Consider the following 19,232-nt stretch of genomic DNA (forward strand, 5'->3'; position numbering starts at 1 on the left):
CTGTCACCAATATATTCACGGGGGCAAGTCGAAAGACAAGGACACCTAGGAGCCGTATGAGGGGAAACCTTCACGTACGGATTTGAAGGAGAGGTGCCCCGGATAATACCGGGCATCGACTCTAATACTTACCTAGTAAGTCTACAGTAGGGTCGATTATTAGGTCACCCTACTGTAGGTGTTATGCTGAGGCTTAACTGTCAAACATCAAGCCTTAGACCAAAGTTGGTACAAGACTGGCCAGATGGGGATACAGAGGAAAGCGATCGCATAATTGTCCCACACGCTGGCGACATTGATTTGCCACTTGCTCATCCTCTGGATTCAGTAAGCGATCGGCAATAATATTACCAATCTCAGTAAATTCTGCCACTCCCATGCCTCGGGTAGTCATGGCTGGGGAACCTAGGCGCAAGCCACTGGTCACAAAAGGTGACTCTGGGTCAAAGGGAACAGTATTTTTGTTAGCTGTAATCTTGACACCGCTCACCAGTTGGTCAGCTCGCTTACCTGTCATACCAATAGAGCGCAAATCTACCAGTAATACATGGTTATCTGTACCACCAGAAACAATCTTTAACTCCCGGTTTTGCAGTGCCCTTGCCAAAGCCTTAGCATTTTCAATCACGTGGGCAGAATAGGTTTTGAATGCTGGGGTCAAGGCTTCCCCAAACGCAACAGCTTTACCAGCAATCACATGTTCCAAAGGACCCCCCTGAGTTCCTGGAAACACTGCCTTATCGAACTTTTTACCCAAATCCGATTGATTAGTCAGAATCAAGCCACCCCGTGGACCACGTAGGGTCTTGTGAGTGGTAGTAGTGACCACATGGCAGTGAGGAACAGGATTAGGGTGATGACCAGTGGCAACTAAACCAGCAATATGAGCTATATCCGCCATCAGGTAGGCACCCACTTCATCAGCAATGGCCCGGAATTTTTCAAAGTCAATGATTCGGGGATAGGCGGAATAGCCACAAATAATCAGTTTGGGACGCTCTTTCAGAGCAAGTTCCCGAATCTGACCATAGTCCAATTGCTCAGTTTCCTGGCTGACACCGTACTGACACACCTCAAACCATTTACCGGAAACATTCACTGGTGACCCATGGGTGAGGTGTCCGCCATGGGACAAATCCATCCCCATAATCTTGTCACCAGGTTTTAGTAAGGTTAGAAATACCGCAAAGTTTGCTTGAGCGCCAGAATGGGGCTGAACATTGGCATGAGCAGCACCAAAGAGTTCTTTAGCACGGTCAATCGCTACTTGTTCAACTTTGTCAATGAACTCACAGCCGCCATAGTAGCGCTTTCCGGGCAATCCCTCAGCATATTTGTTAGTTAGCACTGAGCCTTGTGCTGCCATCACCGCTGGGGAGGTGAAGTTCTCACTAGCAATAAGTTCGAGATGCTCCCGTTGACGTTGGAGTTCTTCTCCCAGATAGGTGGCTATCGTGGGATCGGTTTCGGCGAGAAAATCGAAATTAGTTTGAGTCACTTTCTTTACTTCTAGGATCGATCACGTTTGGTAATTGACACAAAAACCTTAAAGGTCTATGTGCTTACAAAAAATCCTCTGAGGGAATAAAGCCCCGTTTAGGCAAGAGCGGGGATCAAAAACTGAGGTAGCGCTTTCATGCAGGGGTTTATCCCATCAGCGACTACCGGTACCGAAATAGCAGCTTTAGTCGCCCTGAAAATTTTTTGGCAGGTGGTTTGTTTGGACACGACCCGTGAAGTACCCCAGCCTGCTTGACCTTTGGTCACGCTACGCGAACGCTGAGGTTGGGGCTTCCAATCTCAACTCAATCAGGGACGGTCTTATTCGTCAATAGGGCTTCCCGCGCGCGTCCCCGACGCCTCAACCAGAGGCGCGACCCAAGGCCGGGTTCCCCAGCCATTGGAAAGCGCGTCTGCTGGAATTGGTCTTACTCAGCGTCCACAGGCAGACATCCGCCTTCTAAGGACGTATAACTTTTACGACAGACTCACCTTGGAATTACGACTCTATGGTCAACCAGCCGGGGCTTGTCTCTTCCCTGATCTGGAGCTAGTACTTTGTACACCTTTAGGTTTGACTAATTGATAAGAAATCAGACCATTTGTCAGGTAGCCTTTTAGTCAGTCAGGCGGGTCTTGAAGTTACCGTAAGGATAGTGGAGCCTTTATGGTTAGTCGGCTATGCATAAAAGGGTTAAAACTGTTTGATTAAGGCTCCACTATCCTAAGGTTTCGTCTCAGCAACCAGCTTTATTATAACACAATTCGCAATAAGTCGTCGTCTCGCTATCCATCCCCACCCTTAAGAGGGTGGGGATGGATAGCGAGGATTGTTAAAATTATTATTATACAACACTTAATCATCCAGGGGATCTAATAAGATAAAAATAGGGTTAAGCAATAGTTCTAATCAACAGCACTTATAAACAAGACTTCAGCACTAAGCTGATTGGTCAAGATTTTATGGATTAGTATCGGTATAAGGTATCGTGAGCAATTCAAGATTTTTCCCTATCCTCCAGCCTGTTGAGAAGACCTTAGACTATTGTAATTCGGCATCAGCCCTGATAGCGTAATGGGATTAGTGCTATGTTAGTCATTTTAACGGATAACCAAGTAATTTCCCCCGACCTTGTCTGTCAATGTTGTTTACTGGCTGACCCAAGTGGTCAACCTCGCTGGCATCAAGGAAAATTACTTTGTGCCCATGTGCTCAAGAAGCTAAGTGAGAAGCAAGCTCAACAGTATGAGTGTGAAATGGGATTCCGTCTGGTAAATATGGATTGACTTTTCTAGTAGGGGTTCCCGTAGCGTAACATGCAGGTCAATAGCATTTCAGGTCGCTCAGGGGTAGAGTGTTGTGCTGCGCTATGCTGAATAATAGTTAGTGTAACCCTGATCTGAACATCTTCAAGGAGAAATCACGATGAATTGGCGCGGATCAACAGATGTTAAAGACCGGATTTTTGCAGCCCTTGCATATATACTCCCTCTAATTGTGGTTTTGCCCTTTGGTCAATTTCTGCTAACACAGTTTCCCATTCTCGGCATTATTTACCTGCCACTACAACCGTTAATTTTAATTTACAGGAGTTTCCCGTTGGCGGGGTTAATTATTTTCTTTGTTTTATTCTTAGCCGTAGTCAGAAACCCACAAATCAGCCATTTCGTTCGCTTTAACACCATGCAAGCGATTCTTTTAGACATTCTTTTAGTTTTGGCTTTTCTATTGTTGCCAATTTTAGTCCAAGCACTAGGGGTTAACTTGCTAACAGAAACCTTATATAATATAGTATTCTTAGGAATCCTTGCCGCCTGCGGCTACTCCATGATTCAATCATTGATGGGTCGTTACGCAGAAATACCAAGCCTTAGTCAAGCCGTTTACAGCCAAGTCCCCTAGTCTTCCTTAGACTTAGCCTGTGAAGGGCGTGAGATAACCGTGTTTTCCAACTGACCAATTCCCTCAATTTCCACCCGGACGCGATCGCCAACTTCCATTGGTCCTACTCCTTTGGGTGTCCCCGTAAGAATCACATCCCCTGGTACTAGGGTCATCACCTGGGAAATGTAAGATACCAGAACATCTGGCGGAAATACCATTTGACTAATTAAAGCTGATTGTACTGGCTCAGGGTTGTCATTCAGAAATGTCTGCAATTTTGCCCCAGCACTCAACTCCCGGACTATCCAGGGTCCGAGGGGACAAAAGCTATTAAATCCCTTAGCCCTGGTCCATTGCGGATCCCGCTTTTGTAAATCCCGAGCCGTTACGTCATTAGCGATCGTATAACCCCAAATTTTGGATTGAGCTTCGTCTGGTGTGCAGTCTAAGCAATAGTCACCGATTACCAGTGCTAACTCTCCCTCATAGTCTACTCGCTGAGACTGAGGCGGATACTGGATGGCTTGAGAGTCAGCAATTATAGTGGTAGGGGGTTTAAGAAACAGTAAGGGTTCCTCAGGAACTGATGTTCCAAATTCCGCTGCATGTTCAGTATAGTTTTTCCCGACAGCCACGATTTTAGTTGGTGCACACGGGGCCAGCAATTGATAGCTTTCTGGTTCCAACTCTAAATCTATAGGTTGTCCCTGTAACCAAGGAGGTGCATCCAGCACCTGAATAGTGCGGGTCACCTGTAACAAACCGTAGTAGGTCTGTCCTTTAGAAGATTTAACTCGGACGTAACGCTGTGTCATAACAATAGATGTTCCTTGATAATTTTACGAAAATTCTCTACTTCACCTAAAGTAGTCCTAAGTTGGTAGTACGTCAGTACTTAGTACCGAGAAGAGATTGTCCTTAACAGTACAATAGATAATAAGCTGCATTTAGACATAGCATCTTCTGGTAGTGTCTGGTTGTGTCTAGTGGTATTCCCCTTTGACGAATTTACTATCTTTGGGCACAACTTAATTGAAATTTAATTGAAATTGGTTGCACAACGGGTTATAATGTGAAATCGGTAATCCTTGTCAAGGATTCAGATAAAGGATTCAGATAAAAGTATTCAGATAAGTCTGACCACTCCAAACACTTACCGATCCGGTAAGTGTCCGCTTAAGTAGCGATAGATCAATTCCTTGCTTCTTTAACTATCCAGTAGCAAGCAAGTCAATTACCCAACCTTGACTATGACTTAAGGTGTGGTTCAAGGAAAGCTGATTGTTAGTGCTGATTGTTAGTGCTGTCTATCGGATAAAAAGAAGCCAAATTGTCCATAAGGAGATTAATACCAGTGCCAAACACTTACGAAATGATGTACATCCTCCGTCCTGATTTGGGCGAGGAACAAGTAGATCAAGCTATCGGCAAATACCGAGACCTATTGCAGGAACTCGGTGGAGAGCAAATCGAGATTCAGCATCGTGGCAAGCGTCGTTTAGCCTATCCCATAGATAGGTACCGGGAAGGGATTTATATCCAAATGAACTATAATGGACCAGGTACCCATGTCGCCAAGATTGAGCGAGCAATGCGTATAAGTCAAGATGTGATTCGCTACCTCACCATCAGACAGGAATCATCCCCAGCCCCTAAACCAGAACCAGCAGAAGTTGAAGGGTGAACTCTTGGTATTCCAGGGAGTAATGGGTAATGGGTAACAGGTAATAGGTAATGGGTAGTTAACGATTACCTATTATGTAAGCATATGCGCTACGCGCACGGGTGCGCGTTCAGCCGTCAGCTATCAGCTATCAGCTTATGGCTTAGGTCACAGCGTCCAAGCCTTTGCCACGCTAGAAGCCAAAGCCCATGCTACTTGAGGTGCTAGCAGGCGCTTTAACTGCACGGGTTCGGATCAGTAAAACGAGCAAGGATTTTAAACCAGCCGTACCAGCCCGTCACCTTATTTACTACCTCCCGTTGATTAACTGACCGCTAAGGGCTGTTCGCGCAGCTTGCGCGTAGCGCATTAGCTGAATGCTTACCCGATTACCTGTAAACTCTTTGCTGGCTACAAAACACTTAAGGATTAAAGACTAAGGTTTAAGGAGTATCGATAAATTCAGTTCTTGGAAAGGTTCGGAATCTGGCTTAATCTCAATTTGATTCGGTTGAGCCGATTCACCATTAATCAGTAAATTATACTTACCCTGCTGCAAGCCTTCTAAATAAAAGACCCCAGCACCGTTGGTAATCGAAAAAATCGATTTTCCTGAATCAACTGGTACTGCTTCTACCTTCGCCCCCTGCACCGCTTCTCCCGCAGCATCAGTTACTACACCTGCAAAGGTGTAGGATAGTACCATTGGCACAGTAACCGGAGTATAGCTACCCGGCACCACCTCCACTGCATAAGCGGATTCCTCGGGTTTCCAGTCGATGGGATATCCGGCAGGGTCAAGGTCGAGGCGATAGGTGTCAGGGTCGAGTTTGACAAAAATCCCATTGTTGCGAATATCTGGTCGAAACGAGGTTATCGATTTATTATTCAGCAGTAACAGTAAATCAGGCTCTTCGACGTAAATCTCTTCCCCTTTATCTCGCTTACCATTGCCATTGTTGTCAAAGAATGGCTGAATTAACAATCCTCCTCGGCTGCGTAAGCGGTCAAAGCGGGTGTCGGCACCGCTAATCCCTGATTGAACATTGATATTGGGAGAAAGCTCAATCCTGAAGGTGCTGCCATCAGAGGTAGTAGATATTTCTTGGTAACGTAACCGCAATACTAATCCGGGAATCACGGCACTGGAAGCTGAGGCAATCAATCCATTACCCCGAGAACCGAAGCCATAGCCGAAATCAAAGTCCCAGAGATATCGACCATCACTAGACTGTTGTGGAGAACGATAGCGCCAAGCTAAGCGAGCCAGGTGATCATCACGGTTATTGGAATCCCGGGTTTCGTAACCCAGTAGCAGAGAATGTCCTCTAGAGGCACTGCTATTGGAAAAATAATAGATTAGTTCGGAATTGGTGGTGATTTCATTGCCTCGATGGGACAGTCTCAGACTTCCCAGGTTAGACCTCAAACTCCAGCGCAAGTTATTATTTGTATCCATGTCAGCACTGGCAAAGAGTGAGAAATTTTGGCTAGTGTTAAAAATGCTCATACCAGCAGCTAAGGCTTCCTCCCGAGTGTTTCCACTGGCTCTCAAAGTTAAACCACGAAAAGCTTGCCAGTTGAGCCGAAACCGCTGAGCTAGACTATCACTGTTGAAGTTAAAGCTTAGCTTAGGAGAAGGTTGGAAGGTAATACTGGCATCATAGTCTATCCCCTCATCCTCTGTACCCAAAAGAGCCGACACTTTTACCTTTAAGGGAAAGCCAGCAGGTTGATAGAATAGTTCCCCTAACCCCAATACTGACTCGTCGTAAACCACCCCCATCCCTAACGTCAGGTCTTCTGTGACTCCTAGACGATAGGCAATTCCTCCCCGTACGTCTGTAAACTCACCAAATAAATTCCCATTCTGGCTCGATTCCCGACTCAAGCCAGTGGAAACAACTAAAGCAGAGGCTCCCTTGGTCAATTGACCGGGTAGAGTAGAGAATTTGGCCTCTCGAATTTCCGGGTCCGCAGTAAGCTGTCCATCAGGATATAGAAAGACGCGATAAGTATTGCTACCGCCTCGTCCAGTTATGACATTTTCAAAGCGGTAAACCCCAGAGGAGTCCACTAGGATTTCATCCACTACCACATCATTAAAACCTTGGGTCAACTGGACTAAGGTACCCGGTTCAGCTTCCCCAGTAATGCTGCGTCCAATGTCATTAGCTTGCAACCGTTGGCTAGGACTAAATCCACCCCTTGATAAGGGTGGGGTAAATCCCCACCGCTGGATAGTGGTCGCACCCCAATATTGACCTGTCCCTTGACTTTGCCAAAAGGTGGGCTGGGAACCTAGGACAAAATCCGCTGCATCGGTTTGCCGAAAATACTGGGCTTCCTGTAACCGAAACGTCCCAGTATTGGTTAAATCCGGTTGGCTAGTCCTCAGAAACCAGCTACCTCCTAATAAGGTGCCGACGCTGGTAAATTCTCCACTATAGTTTGTGGAATTAGAAAAGGAACTGCTACCACCCCCTCTGCCACTAATATTCACCCGTTGTCTGATCGCGGATATGCTAAAGGCAGGGGCATCAATCTCAGATAATCCTTCCAGTACAACTGGGATTTCTGGAGTGCGCCGACCTTTGCGCCGCACATTTAACCAGGGGGGATTAAACGTAATGGCGTATTCAATCATGTCAAACTCCGTCGGCACTCCTAGAAGAGTTTGGATGGTTTTGACAGGAATGACTACTCCTAATTCTGGGTCAGTTGGTAATTCTTCTGGATTGATGCGGGTAACTAAACCAGGCGATCGCACTTCTAATAGACCGTCTTCTAAGGGTTTGACATCTAATTTCAAGCCCTGAATCACATCATCTAAGGGAATCAGCCATGTTTCAAAATTAATTGCCTGGGAACCATCTTCAAATCCCCGCACTAAGGTACTAGGAATCACATTCTGTTTTCCCAGATTGACGCCTACAGGAAGAATAATCAATTGATCACTATCGTTTCGCCTTGGGCTAGAGGTAGTGGCGGCGACTTCCGGTTTTGATACCTCAGGTGCTAGGGTTTGGGCAAAAACGGAAGTTATGGTAATCAAAGAACACAATAGAGTTGTTACAGCTAGATAAGCTAGTGAAATAATTTTCATCCAACACCTATGAGCTGACTAAATGCTGACTAATTTTTTTAAGGGAAACTACATACAGACTTCCCAACTTGGTCAGCTGAAGTAACAGTAACAACTAAGGGGTTTGATACTTCAGTGTTGCTGCACTAGCAGTACTGAAGTAGTCAGTCTACCTGTCGATTGGGTTCTTTTCGCACTTTATTACTAGAAAAACGATCACCCCATCACCCCATCACCGGTAATTTCATCCACCGTAATCAAGTTCACTGAATTTTAAACTTCGGTATCTTTCCGGATGTATCCAGTTAGCAAATTAGGAAACAATAGAAGTATAAACAAACAGTTGATTTCCACCAGATAAAGGACATGAAAAACCAATTCGGTAAATTCTTAGTTATTTCCGCCTTGACTGCTGTAGGTGTTGCTGCTGGTGCTACCAGTGCTTTGGCTCAGGTACCTCCTGCTTCTGCTACGATAGAGCAGGATTTTGAATTTGAGGGCACAGTAGAGGGCACCTGTTCTTTTGTAGATGTTCAAGCTGGTACTTTAACAAACCCTGTAGACGAAGTATTAACTGTTGTTAACCCAGGTGATTATGCTACAGGTTTAATGCTTTGTAATAGTCCAGCAACTATCTCTCTTGGAGACTTGATGGCGACGAATGAGGTATCTGAAAGACTTTTAGAAACCGCAGAGACCTACACCTATGGCGTTTCTTTTACTGAGATTGATGGTCCAACAACTGATGAAATCGAACGTACTATGGGAGAACCTGCAGCAGAAACACTAAATTTACCTCCTAGCGAATTCGAGGTTGAAGCTGACATGGAAATCGTGGGACTTTTACCCCTTGAAGGTGGTGATTACGCCTTTAAGTTTACCGTGACAGCTACAGCTAACTAAGGTCAAATTTTGGCTGGAAGCCAGCGACGTATCCCGCTGGAAGATTGATGTAAATGCAATTAACCTCTATATCTTTTTGTTGTCTCCGTGGGAATCGGCTTGACCTGATTTTTCCTACGGAGATTTTACCAATAAATGGTTGATTTATAGTAATCTAACATTTTTTTTAGGGAGTAGGGAGTAGGCAAGAGGCAACAGGCAATAGGCAACAGGCAACAGGCAATAGGCAATAGGCAATAGGCAATAGGCAAGAGGTAAAAAATATTGTCTACCTCATGACTTATGATAACTGGTAGATAAGCATTCAGCTATATGTGAGCCATCAGGCACTAATAACTAGTAATTAATAAAAAGTAATATTTCTATAAATTTTCTATATCTTTGGGAATAATCAGGATGGTAATAGGGGAATAATACGGATATAAAACCGTAACGTTATCCCAGGAAATTACCATGTCAAAAAAACTGATAAAATCCCTAGTCATTACTACGATAACTGCCTTGGGCATAGCCGTTAGTGCTATAGGTGCTGGTGCCCAGTTAGCGACATCTGACCAGGAGTTTATGTTTTTTGGAACCGTGGAGGGAGTCGGTTCATTTGTTAACGTAGAAATCGGAAGTCTAGAAATTTCTGCCAATCGATTGACCTCTACGGTTGAGCAACCCGCTAGAAGTAACCTAATATTTAATTCTAACGTCACCGTCAGTATTGGGGAATTGATTCCCTTGAATCAGCGGTCTCGGAAACTTTTAGAGCAAGCAAGTCAGGTAGAGTATGGCATCTTAGGTCTTCCTATAGGTGGCAGTCCAGATGGGGAAATTATTGAGATACTCTCCAAAAATGGTCAAGTAGTTGATAATCGAGACCAATCCACAGTAGAAACTAATGAGTCTGTTAACTACGATCTTGTGGCTTCTCTATCCATTGAATCTTTGACACCACTGGTGGCTGGTGAATATCTCTATAAGTTTAAGATTACTGTTTCTCCTAATTAGTTTGTCATCACAGCTTGTTTGATTTTGTTATCAAAAGCAGGTTCAAATAATAAACTATAATTACAAGACAATAAGTTATATATTTGAGCTTCTGTTGGATTTTCCGGAAAACTTCCCAAGTTTTCTACTTTTTGGAGTAAATCACTATAAAAAAAATCATAGTCTTGAGCGATATCAAAAAATATCATTGTTGTCAATGCTAATAAAACAGTAATTCCATGTTTACCAAAATAATGGTAATGACTAAATCTATATTCAAATTGTCCCGTTTCATCAAAATAATGTTCTGTCGTTTTTTGTAAAACTTGGGTTACCATTTTATTGATATTGACCTTGAAAATACAATAATTTAGCTCTTGATTAAAAGTGAAAATTTGGTTTTCAAAGACAGCCATTTCATCAAGACAACGGTTAATTAATTCCTGCAACTCATCAATCGCATCTTCTATTGTAGTAAATTTTTCAAGATAGTCTTTGGAGAGAGGATTTCTAATTTTTTGAATATGAAGGTTAATTTCTTCAATTCTTTGCTCAATTTTGTCATCAAGAGCACTTAATTCGTCGTTAAAATATTTAATCACTTCAAACCAAAACTTACTCTCATCCTGAGCATTTTTCTTTAAAAGATTATATTCTTTTAATTTGTTTAAAAGTAATTTTTTTTGGCGTCCATATTCTTCTTTTTTAGCATCACGCTGGTCAATTTGAGTTTGAATTGTAGCTTTTTCTTCTTTAAGACATTCAACATTTTTTTGATATTCTGTCTCTAGAGATTCAATATAACTATCTTCTGATTTAATAGAACTTCTTTCTTGCTCAAGATAATCACTTTCTCTATCAAGAGACCGTTTAGATTCATAAGTTAATCTAGACGAACTACGGTTAATCCTGTCAATATTAGCATTATACTTATCAAGTCTATCTTTCCAACGATCAAAACGAGAGTTGAAATTATGACGACGTGATGAAATGTCAAGGTAACGAGAATTATTAGCATCAATACGGGGATTATACTCATCAATAAGTTCCTCAATTTCTTGATTAAGGGATTCAAGTAAAGTATTTAATTTATCTAGTTTTTGAATTATTGCTAAGATACTATCCCAGTCTTCATCTAATTTTTGCTTAACAGATTCTTTTTCTATTTCCCATTCTTCAAATTCTTGATTTCTGAGGTCATAGGCTTGTTTTTGTATATCAAAAACAGAAGTCTTAATTAATTGATTAAAATACTCAATTCTTTCTGTAAAGATATATTCTTTGGATCTAATTAAATACTCAAACTTATCTGCCAGTGACTCAGACCTTTTTTCAACAATTGGATTATCAAAAACATCGCTTACTATATTCTTAACCTGTTCAGGAATAGAATTATCGTCTTGGTCTGACTGAATAGGAAGACTGACAATAAAATCAAATAAACTATAAGATAGTAGATGTAAAGGTTGATCGCAAGTATCACTTCCTGTTGCCTTTTGACAAGCAGCATGAGCATATAATCGGATTAATTCTTGCTTAACTTGATTAACATATTCATCAGGAGTTTGTTGCTGTTGATATTGAATTAATTCTTTAAAAAGTTGACCTTTATTTCCTTTTAACATTATTTCAGACTCATGTAATAAGTCTGAAATACCTTCTCCTGTAAAACAATTAACTCCAATAATAACAGGCTGAGAATGTTTTCCTAAAACTTTATGATGAACTTTTAAAATTTGGGTAGCTGTGTCTTGAATATTTGCGTCTTTGGCAAAATAGTTCATCCCTGTTTGCTTGTTGACAAACATATTAAAAACGTAAATAACATTTTGGTTAAATTTTAGTAAATCTCTTAAATATTGGCGGTCGCCTCTCGTAAATAGTTTTTCTGGTGCTATGAGATAATAAATTAAATCTGGCTGAAATTCTAGATTTACAAATTCTGATATACTAAGATTTTCTTCTTGAGGAGCAGAACAATTTTCTCGATATCTTGCTAAAGTAAGGTCTTCTACAATGGGACAATCCTCAATTTGATTAATTCCTAAAGCAACTCGATTATAATTTTCTAAGAGTTCATCACTACAAACACCAGGAGTATCAAAACATTTTAAACCAATAGGAAACTCAATTAGATTAATTTCCTTAGTACAATCTTGATGACCTGTAGACAAGAAGTAATCACTACCAAGTAAACGATTACTTAATGTCGTTTTACCTGCTCCTGTTCTACCTGTAAAAAATAAGTTAATATTATCAATATTTCTAGGATAATTGCCGAGCTTTTCAATGATAAACTTGGCACGAATTTTAGAAATGGATGGAGGCTTAAGTTGGAAATACATAGTTTTTTGTTTCTAACATGTGCTTAAAGAATACTTTTTAAATCTAGAGCAGGGAATAGTTAGGATTTCCCCACTCTGTTACAAGGTTCTAAAGTTGGATTAAAATCCTTTCTAAAATTTTGCTAATTTCTTCTTCATTCTCGCTAACAGCAAAGGAGTTAATCGCTTCCTTATATGGCAATAATATTGCTTGAGTTTCTTGACGCCCTACTTCTACTATTTCCTGAAAATCAGTTTGGAAATTTTGCTTTCCATTAGCACTTTCAATGCCTAAGCCAATAGCTAACAAGTTTTCAACAACAGGATAACCACCTTGTAAATATTTTTTGCCTATCTCTTGTTCTTGTTGTATTACTTCTGGCACTTTTTCTAAAACTTTTTTCTTAACTTCTTTCATGCCCATAAATTTATTCTCAGTAGTTGTGATAGTTTTAACTACGGGTTTAATCACATCCTCACTAACAGTAACTTGTTTTTTCTGTTTCTTTCCACCCATTCCAGCAGCACCAAACATACTAGCACCAAGAACAGGTAGAAATGCTAATCCGCCGGTTGCTAAACCAGCTCCTATTGCCGCCATTGTACCACTCGCCATTTCACCAAAGGCAGCGGCACTTGCACCTACTAATTCACCAAGATCAACCCCACCAGCCATACCAGCAAGATCAGCCCCACCAGCCATACCACCAGGAGAACCTTCTCCATCAACAGGTTTTTTTATTGATTCTTGAGATTGTTCATATTCTATAACTTGCTTTTCAACTTCTACGTCTTGAAAATCAGGTACATACTCACTTTTTTCGACTTCCCGGTTGTTATAAACAATCCGATCTACTAAGATCGTTTGCGCTTCTTCTCGTGAAATTTTGGCCTCTTGAGCTAACTGAACAATTGTATCATTCAATTCTTTTGCAGCTTCCAAGGTAGCATCTTCTTCCTGAAAAACTCGAATACCATAATCAGCAACTGCCATATAGGCTTCATTGAGTAAGTCTTGATTACCTTGTTTTTCATCTACTTTACGAGTAGCTAGACGACTTGCAATCTGAATTAATGCTTTGCGATAACGGCAACTACGTTCTTGTATAGCAAATTCCTTCAGTTGATCGGGTAAAACTTGTTTAAAGTTACCAATTTTATTATCTGGTAACATTGTAAGCATTAGTTTGGTAATTTGATTAATTCCTGTCCCTTGCTTACAGTCAATTTCAACAATAGGCACAGACTCATTAGGGTAAAATTCTTTAAAAATTTTAGTTATTTGTTGCCTTGCATCTTCTACACTTGCTTGACTGGTTATTCTTGTTCCATCATCTGTGAAATGAATATTTAGGGCAAAAATTACTTGATTTTTATCAGTTTGTTTTTTCTGTTTTCTGAGTAAAGCTTTTAAATATTTACGATCTGGTTTCACAAATTGAGTATGAGGAGCAACCACATAAAGAATAATATCAGGTTTACAATTTTCCTGATTTTCGGGGGATTGCCATTGCTCTACAGCTATATCTTCTTTTAAAACTTTTTTAGTAGTAGGATAATCTGAGCAATTCCATAACTCAAATTTATCAATAGGTATTAATTCCTCATCTTCATCATCAATCTGGGGAAGCATCAAAGCAGCTCGATTAATATTTTCGTATGTATCGCTACAACCCCCAGCACCAGGAAGATCAAAATACCATAAGTTACTACGCATTTTAAAGAAAACTACCATCCAAGTGCAATCTGTTTTACCTGAACTTTCAAAAACCTCATCATTATTAACATCATTAATAGTATTTGCTAATTTTTTATCAGGATCTATCAAAGTAACTGCTAGTGTAGTTTTACCTGCACCTGTACGTCCAGTAGCATAAAAATTAACAGGTTTTGGAAATAACTCTTTTTCAGATTGTTTTTTTAACCATTCTTCATCTACACGACCACTTAAATCTACTTCTCTGAAATCAAATAGTCGTAAAACATCAGGACGATCTTGAAAGATAAATTGTAGAGTTTGCAATGCTTTGTTAGACATGATAGACGTCTCCTTATTTGGTTTTGATTATTTTTTATGGTAAACAAACCAATCAATATGGTTCAAATTTAGATGTTTTGATGGTTTGTTTGAATGATTTATTGAAGCGTAATAGCTTCTTCTTGGCAATTAGCTAGTTGATAGACATTTAGCAAGTTGGTTAACAATTTAATATCATCTGTTTGGGCGACCTCCATTACTAAGTTAAAATCAGGTAAAAAGTTGTTAACTTTATTATTACCCCAATAAACTAATGGTTGTTCAGCTTCTTGATTAGCTTCTTTGACTAAACCACACTCCCCTAACATCACCGCCTGATCTAACCGATAAAGACGCTCTTTTTTACCTGTTTCTCTAATGCTTGATTTTGCTGAGCCAACAACCCTATTATTGCTTGCTGCTGTTGCAAAAACAAGCCCAGACATTCCTTCTCTGGGAGGTCGGTTGTGTCGTCGAGAGTGGCAAGCACAGTAATTTCAGTCATATCTGAGTTATAACAGATTCACTTACTTTTGGCAAAGGGACTGCCAACATATATCCTAAACAGGGGGTGCAGGGGTAATTGAGAAGTTACATTTACTGGAGTATCAGAATGGGAAAACATCCTGAAATGACCAGCTCAATTGGCAAGGCTGTTGAAAAGGCAAAAAGAGAAGTGCTCCCACTTTGATCTTACCTTCGGCGTAGCCGATACTTCGCGAACAGAAATGGAGATTTATTGCATACAAATTATATCATACCGCGCTCACAAGGTGGAAGTAATTGGGATAAAAATCTAGAATTACTTCATCTACACTGCCACGATGGAAAAAAAACAGAGAGTAAACAAAGCGAGAGTTAGCCGCCCAATTAATTGGGTGGGGGTGGAGCGTTCCGGGATTTATCAAGGGCTTTCGTGTTAAAATGGACTAGCGAGTAAGAACAAGGTTGGTTGCGTTGATTTTTTGCGCTTTACGGTGAGATACCAGCCAGTAAGAGACGGGGTTAATTCTACCTACTCCTCAAGGAACAGGCAAGCAATGCAGCAAAAAGGAGCTGTCACTTTAATGGAACACAGACCAGGGAAGAGTTGCTAGTGGTGCTTCAGGGGGGCCTTCATGTTTCGCTTCGTAGCCAGGCTTAGGTTGCTGCCCGTAACGCACCACTGCTGGGTCAAACAACTTTTAGGAGATGCACCCGAACACAGACCAGGGAACAGGCAAGATGCCTGTTCCACAAAACTCTTAAAATCATTCTATTATTAAGCAACGCCCTCAGGTTAATTACTCTGAGCAGTGGTGCTGGTGGGAACAGTCAGATTAATACTAAAAGGCACACTTTGTCGATTCTCTTCTTCGCCCCAAAGCAAGGTTCCAGTCAATTGGTATTGTCCAGCTGTCAATTCCTTGGCATGACTAGGATATCCGATAGAAATCTTCCGTTCCCCCCCAGCAATAACTGTCCATTCGTTTTGTTTGCCAGTGGTGACCGTAGTGCTTCCCTGTTTCAGAGTCCACTCCACCTTGGGACGTGCAGAGGCATTGCCACTGTTGCTAACCTGTAACAGAATCTGCTTACTCTTGTGATCAAAGCTCGCTTCCTCTACGGTCAATTTGGGAGAAATATCTCCATGACGTACATAGACAGTGACACCAACGCGAGGTACGATGCCCATACTTACACCACGACTATTATTCTGAGAATGTTCCAGATTTTCTGTGAAAATCACTGCCCGATATTCCCCTTTATCCATACTAGGAGGAAAGCGGGAAATCATGCGGATGCGGCGAGTTACTCCTGGTTCTACTACCAACTCACGAGGGGAGAATTGTAGATAAGGGGTTAAGTCATTAGAGCTAGATTCCAACGCCTCAAACCCATTTTCATCGTAGGTGAAAGGTGTCGCATAGACACGGGCTCGAAACGCCTTATTACTGCGATTGGTGACGTTGATGATACCTTTGGCTTGACCTCGTTCTGCTTCTTCTTCAATAACTAAAGGAGAAACTTGAACCTGAGCTTTAGCTAATCCGGGAAACAGCACCAGTGCAGATAAGGCGCAACTACCTAAATAGGATATTAAATGTTGATTGAGTTTAATCATTTCTAGGGAACAGGGAATCGGGAATCGGGAATCGGGAATCGGGAAGTTAGAAGTTAGAAGTTAGAAGTTAGAATTTAGAATTTAGAATTTAGAAGTTAGAATTGGGAATCGGGAATCGGGAATCGGGAATCGGGAATCGGGAATCGGGAATCGGAAATCGGAAATCGGGAATAGTAAATAGGTAAAAATATGTGTAACTAATTAATATAAAAGTAAGCATTTAGCTTATGGGCTACTTGAGGTGCTACTTGAGGTGCCAAAGGCCAAAGGCTGACGGCTGACGGCTGACGGCTGATTGCTGATTGCTGATTGCTTACGATAATTTAGTAACCAGCGATATACTTTAATCTATTGTTGACTAAAATTTTAGTAATAGCTATGGTTGAAATTACTGATTTTTATAGAGTATTTTAAAAAAAAAATCGTTATAAATACGGATATAGCAATCCTAAGTAATTTGTAAGTATTCACACAAAAATAATTACCGGTTTTACAAAATAAAAATCCTGATTTTGTAAGCATTATCGAGAATAGGAGGAGGTAATTTATTTTGTAATGATACTTAAACAATACTTCCCTTAAAATCGTCCTGAGTGCTAAGTAGTGATAAATTAAGCCATGATCACAGAATATTCAAGTTCAATCCTGACTTAGGTAACAAAAGCAGGAAAAGGTTGATATGTAATCCCTTTGCTCTGACACCTATGCCAGCATGATAGTAACGGACATTGCCTCAAATCAAGAAATTTCCAGTTGGAATCGGCAAACCTATCAACGTTTGAAACTCGCTTTGAGCATTGGTCTGCGCCGCCAGCTTTTTTTGGCAGTGTGTGATGACCTGAATCTGCGCAACCACCTAGCAGATCAACTATACCGAGAGTTAGGCTTATCTGCAGCAAACGGGTCAAGGAACCACCAAGGTTACCCAAAGTTGGTCAGCTTGAATTTAAATCTGAGCGAACCCAATCCTGTAGCTCAGATTAGTCAATGGTTAACCGACCATGAGGAATCTTACACTTCTGAGAGTATACCGGGATTTCAGATTCTGGGTATAGAAAACTTAACACGGCAACCGGCAACACTGCAACGATTGTTTCTCAGGCATTTACAGTCAATTGGGAATAATCTCAGCTACTGGGAACTGACTTTCTTGCTCTGGTTGCCACGACCTTGGTTTTATTCCATTCAGCAGTCGGTACCAGAATTTTGGCAACAGCACACTGGTTTCTTTGAGTTTGAAGGAGAACCAACACCCCTATCCCAACGGGTGACTGATACACCAGAGGCTTCCTACACATTACCCCCTTCAACAACAGTAATCGATCCTGGTCAGGAAGATGTGGAGACACTGTCACGGCAAGAGGATGTGTTGACAGTTAAAAGTTTTAATGTTGAAACATCAAACGATAACTTTGAACCAAAGAATGTGCGACTTGAAAATCACAGTGAAACACGACAAGATAACTTACAACTAAATAACCTGCCACCGACAACTGAAACTGAAACACCACAAGATAACTCTGAACCAAATAACTTGCAACCTGGAACTCAAAAACCATCTACAGGCCAAACCTATCTTGAATTGGGTAATCATTATCGCTACCTGATTGAACAAGGAGATGCCTCTGAGGAAAACTTAGTAATCGCAATCCAGGCTTATGAGCAGGCGCTGCAATGGTCAAAATTCACACCTATCGAAGAATCCGCTATCCTCAATGATGTGGGAAATTTCTACTGGATGCTATCTCGTTGTCCGAACAATGACAACCTGATGGCCTCTTATTTGGAGCAAGCCATTAAATGCTATCAAGTAGCACTAACTGACTTTTTAGCGGAACAATCTCCGGAAATTTTTAGCATGATACAGAATAATTTGGGAACAGCTTATGGAGAGTTAGCCCAGTACCAAGATTTAGCTAAAAACCTGGAAAATTCTATTCGCGCCTATGAAGAAGCTTTGCGCTATGGCGGTGCTGATCATGACTTGGTTAAATATGCTTCAACCCAGAATAATTTAGGAACGGCTTACTGGAATCTAGCGCAATATCAATCACCAGTGCCTAATTTAAAGAAAGCGATCGCAGCCTACCAAGAAGCAATCTCTCATCATGACACCACAGCCAATCCTCAGAATTGGGCAATGATTCAAAATAACCTGGGTACGACTTACTGGAGTCTTGCCCAGCACGAACAACCAACAGTCTGGTTGAAGCTAGCCATATATGCCTATCAAGATGCTCTCAAATACCGGAAATCGGAGGTTGACCCAGCTGGCTGTGCTGCGACACAGAATAACCTAGGTACCGCCTACTGGCACTTAGCCGACCAGTTCAAGGAGGAATATGGGGCAAGAGCAGAATACCTTAAGCAATGTATAACGGCTTATGAAAATGCTCTTGCGATCGCAGGATATCAACCACACCCCTCTGACCAAGTCCCTAACCAGAACAGATCACCTGTACCAGTTAACTTTGATATTATCGCTACCTACAACAACTTGGGGCTAGTGAATTTCCAGCTAGGGACACAGCCACAATTTTCCTTAACCAAAGGGTCTAAGTTAACTCATTTAGAAGCTGCCCTACACCAACATGTGCAAGCTTGTATGGGTACAGTTGATCAACCCGAAACCTACCAAATTTCTCTGAACTACCTGATCCACACCATTCGGGCATTTTCTCGGGAAAATGGTCCTGCGGGACAAAGCTTTGCCCTTTCCAAAGTTCCAGGTCAGCTATTACCAGAAATTTTGCCTCGCCTATGAGCCTAGGAATTG

The 19,232-nt window shown here is 41.4% G+C and carries 16 protein-coding genes; 7 read left to right on the forward strand and 9 right to left on the reverse strand.

Annotated features, from left to right (window positions below):
* Positions 1-214 precede the first annotated feature (214 nt).
* Positions 215-1,498 (reverse strand): serine hydroxymethyltransferase, encoded by a 1,284-nt coding sequence (gene glyA, locus F6K46_RS12505; protein ID WP_293052754.1) that lies wholly within the window; start codon positions 1,496-1,498, stop codon positions 215-217.
* Between the two features lie 1,091 nt (positions 1,499-2,589).
* Between glyA and F6K46_RS12510 the strand changes: the two genes are divergently transcribed.
* Both F6K46_RS12510 and F6K46_RS12515 read left to right on the forward strand, forming a co-directional pair.
* Positions 2,590-2,787 carry a hypothetical protein gene (locus F6K46_RS12510; protein WP_075904588.1) on the forward strand — a complete coding sequence of 66 codons (198 nt, stop codon included), beginning with the start codon at positions 2,590-2,592 and terminating at the stop codon, positions 2,785-2,787.
* A 139-nt stretch (positions 2,788-2,926) separates the two neighbouring features.
* Positions 2,927-3,403 (forward strand): Tic20 family protein, encoded by a 477-nt coding sequence (locus F6K46_RS12515; RefSeq protein WP_293052759.1) that lies wholly within the window; start codon positions 2,927-2,929, stop codon positions 3,401-3,403.
* On the opposite strand, the gene F6K46_RS12520 is transcribed toward F6K46_RS12515, so the two are convergent.
* Complete coding sequence (locus F6K46_RS12520) at positions 3,400-4,200, reverse strand: fumarylacetoacetate hydrolase family protein (protein WP_293052762.1); 801 nt, start codon at positions 4,198-4,200, stop codon at positions 3,400-3,402. The two genes, F6K46_RS12515 and F6K46_RS12520, sit on opposite strands and share 4 nt — an antisense overlap.
* A gap of 560 nt (positions 4,201-4,760) precedes the next feature.
* Here F6K46_RS12520 and rpsF point away from each other — a divergent pair.
* The gene (gene rpsF / locus F6K46_RS12525) at positions 4,761-5,069 is read left to right on the forward strand and encodes a 30S ribosomal protein S6 (protein WP_070395774.1); all 309 of its coding nucleotides are present in this window, start codon (positions 4,761-4,763) and stop codon (positions 5,067-5,069) included.
* 415 nt (positions 5,070-5,484) lie between these two features.
* Here rpsF and F6K46_RS12530 read toward each other — a convergent pair whose 3' ends face one another.
* The gene (locus F6K46_RS12530) at positions 5,485-8,154 is read right to left on the reverse strand and encodes a carboxypeptidase-like regulatory domain-containing protein (protein WP_293052765.1); all 2,670 of its coding nucleotides are present in this window, start codon (positions 8,152-8,154) and stop codon (positions 5,485-5,487) included.
* Between the two features lie 345 nt (positions 8,155-8,499).
* Between F6K46_RS12530 and F6K46_RS12535 the strand changes: the two genes are divergently transcribed.
* Positions 8,500-9,036: a hypothetical protein gene (locus F6K46_RS12535; protein ID WP_075904600.1), complete on the forward strand. Its 537-nt coding sequence runs from the start codon at positions 8,500-8,502 to the stop codon at positions 9,034-9,036.
* 125 nt (positions 9,037-9,161) lie between these two features.
* Here F6K46_RS12535 and F6K46_RS12540 read toward each other — a convergent pair whose 3' ends face one another.
* Positions 9,162-9,287, reverse strand: coding sequence for a hypothetical protein (locus tag F6K46_RS12540; protein WP_293052768.1), 126 nt, complete (start codon positions 9,285-9,287; stop codon positions 9,162-9,164).
* Between the two features lie 202 nt (positions 9,288-9,489).
* On the opposite strand from F6K46_RS12540, the gene F6K46_RS12545 reads away from it, so the two are divergent.
* Entirely contained in the window at positions 9,490-10,032 is a 543-nt protein-coding gene (locus F6K46_RS12545) for a hypothetical protein (RefSeq protein WP_293052771.1), read from the forward strand.
* On the opposite strand, the gene F6K46_RS12550 is transcribed toward F6K46_RS12545, so the two are convergent.
* From F6K46_RS12550 to F6K46_RS12560, 3 genes are all read right to left on the reverse strand, one after another.
* A complete protein-coding gene (locus tag F6K46_RS12550; RefSeq protein WP_293052774.1) occupies positions 10,029-12,356 on the reverse strand; it encodes a GTPase in 2,328 nt (775 codons plus the stop codon). The two genes, F6K46_RS12545 and F6K46_RS12550, sit on opposite strands and share 4 nt — an antisense overlap.
* Before the next feature lie 88 nt (positions 12,357-12,444).
* Positions 12,445-14,373: a hypothetical protein gene (locus tag F6K46_RS12555; RefSeq protein WP_293052777.1), complete on the reverse strand. Its 1,929-nt coding sequence runs from the start codon at positions 14,371-14,373 to the stop codon at positions 12,445-12,447.
* Positions 14,374-14,471: 98 nt separating this feature from the next.
* Positions 14,472-14,798, reverse strand: a complete 327-nt coding sequence (locus F6K46_RS12560) for a hypothetical protein (RefSeq protein WP_293052780.1) — start codon at positions 14,796-14,798, stop codon at positions 14,472-14,474.
* A 293-nt stretch (positions 14,799-15,091) separates the two neighbouring features.
* On the opposite strand from F6K46_RS12560, the gene F6K46_RS12565 reads away from it, so the two are divergent.
* The gene (locus F6K46_RS12565; RefSeq protein WP_081431384.1) at positions 15,092-15,214 is read left to right on the forward strand and encodes an HNH endonuclease; all 123 of its coding nucleotides are present in this window, start codon (positions 15,092-15,094) and stop codon (positions 15,212-15,214) included.
* A 417-nt stretch (positions 15,215-15,631) separates the two neighbouring features.
* Here F6K46_RS12565 and F6K46_RS12570 read toward each other — a convergent pair whose 3' ends face one another.
* Positions 15,632-16,456 (reverse strand): P pilus assembly protein, chaperone PapD, encoded by an 825-nt coding sequence (locus tag F6K46_RS12570; protein WP_293052785.1) that lies wholly within the window; start codon positions 16,454-16,456, stop codon positions 15,632-15,634.
* 88 nt (positions 16,457-16,544) lie between these two features.
* Positions 16,545-16,676, reverse strand: a complete 132-nt coding sequence (locus F6K46_RS12575) for a hypothetical protein (RefSeq protein ID WP_293052787.1) — start codon at positions 16,674-16,676, stop codon at positions 16,545-16,547.
* Positions 16,677-17,168: 492 nt separating this feature from the next.
* Between F6K46_RS12575 and F6K46_RS12580 the strand changes: the two genes are divergently transcribed.
* Complete coding sequence (locus F6K46_RS12580; protein WP_293052790.1) at positions 17,169-19,220, forward strand: tetratricopeptide repeat protein; 2,052 nt, start codon at positions 17,169-17,171, stop codon at positions 19,218-19,220.
* The last annotated feature ends 12 nt before the right edge of the window (positions 19,221-19,232 follow it).

This window comes from Moorena sp. SIO3E8 (assembly GCF_010692445.1).
Taxonomy (GTDB): domain Bacteria; phylum Cyanobacteriota; class Cyanobacteriia; order Cyanobacteriales; family Coleofasciculaceae; genus Moorena; species Moorena bouillonii.

Excerpts from the sequence above, each read along its gene's own strand:
- F6K46_RS12510 (WP_075904588.1), top strand. The coding sequence starts at position 2,590 with ATGTTAGTCATTTTAACGGATAACCAAGTAATTTCCCCCGACCTTGTC.
- F6K46_RS12515 (WP_293052759.1), top strand. The coding sequence starts at position 2,927 with ATGAATTGGCGCGGATCAACAGATGTTAAAGACCGGATTTTTGCAGCC.
- F6K46_RS12520 (WP_293052762.1), bottom strand. The coding sequence starts at position 4,200 with ATGACACAGCGTTACGTCCGAGTTAAATCTTCTAAAGGACAGACCTAC.
- rpsF (WP_070395774.1), top strand. The coding sequence starts at position 4,761 with ATGTACATCCTCCGTCCTGATTTGGGCGAGGAACAAGTAGATCAAGCT.
- F6K46_RS12530 (WP_293052765.1), bottom strand. The coding sequence starts at position 8,154 with ATGAAAATTATTTCACTAGCTTATCTAGCTGTAACAACTCTATTGTGT.
- F6K46_RS12535 (WP_075904600.1), top strand. The coding sequence starts at position 8,500 with ATGAAAAACCAATTCGGTAAATTCTTAGTTATTTCCGCCTTGACTGCT.
- F6K46_RS12545 (WP_293052771.1), top strand. The coding sequence starts at position 9,490 with ATGTCAAAAAAACTGATAAAATCCCTAGTCATTACTACGATAACTGCC.
- F6K46_RS12550 (WP_293052774.1), bottom strand. The coding sequence starts at position 12,356 with ATGTATTTCCAACTTAAGCCTCCATCCATTTCTAAAATTCGTGCCAAG.
- F6K46_RS12555 (WP_293052777.1), bottom strand. The coding sequence starts at position 14,373 with ATGTCTAACAAAGCATTGCAAACTCTACAATTTATCTTTCAAGATCGT.
- F6K46_RS12560 (WP_293052780.1), bottom strand. The coding sequence starts at position 14,798 with ATGTCTGGGCTTGTTTTTGCAACAGCAGCAAGCAATAATAGGGTTGTT.
- F6K46_RS12570 (WP_293052785.1), bottom strand. The coding sequence starts at position 16,456 with ATGATTAAACTCAATCAACATTTAATATCCTATTTAGGTAGTTGCGCC.
- F6K46_RS12575 (WP_293052787.1), bottom strand. The coding sequence starts at position 16,676 with ATGCTTACTTTTATATTAATTAGTTACACATATTTTTACCTATTTACT.
- F6K46_RS12580 (WP_293052790.1), top strand. The coding sequence starts at position 17,169 with ATGATAGTAACGGACATTGCCTCAAATCAAGAAATTTCCAGTTGGAAT.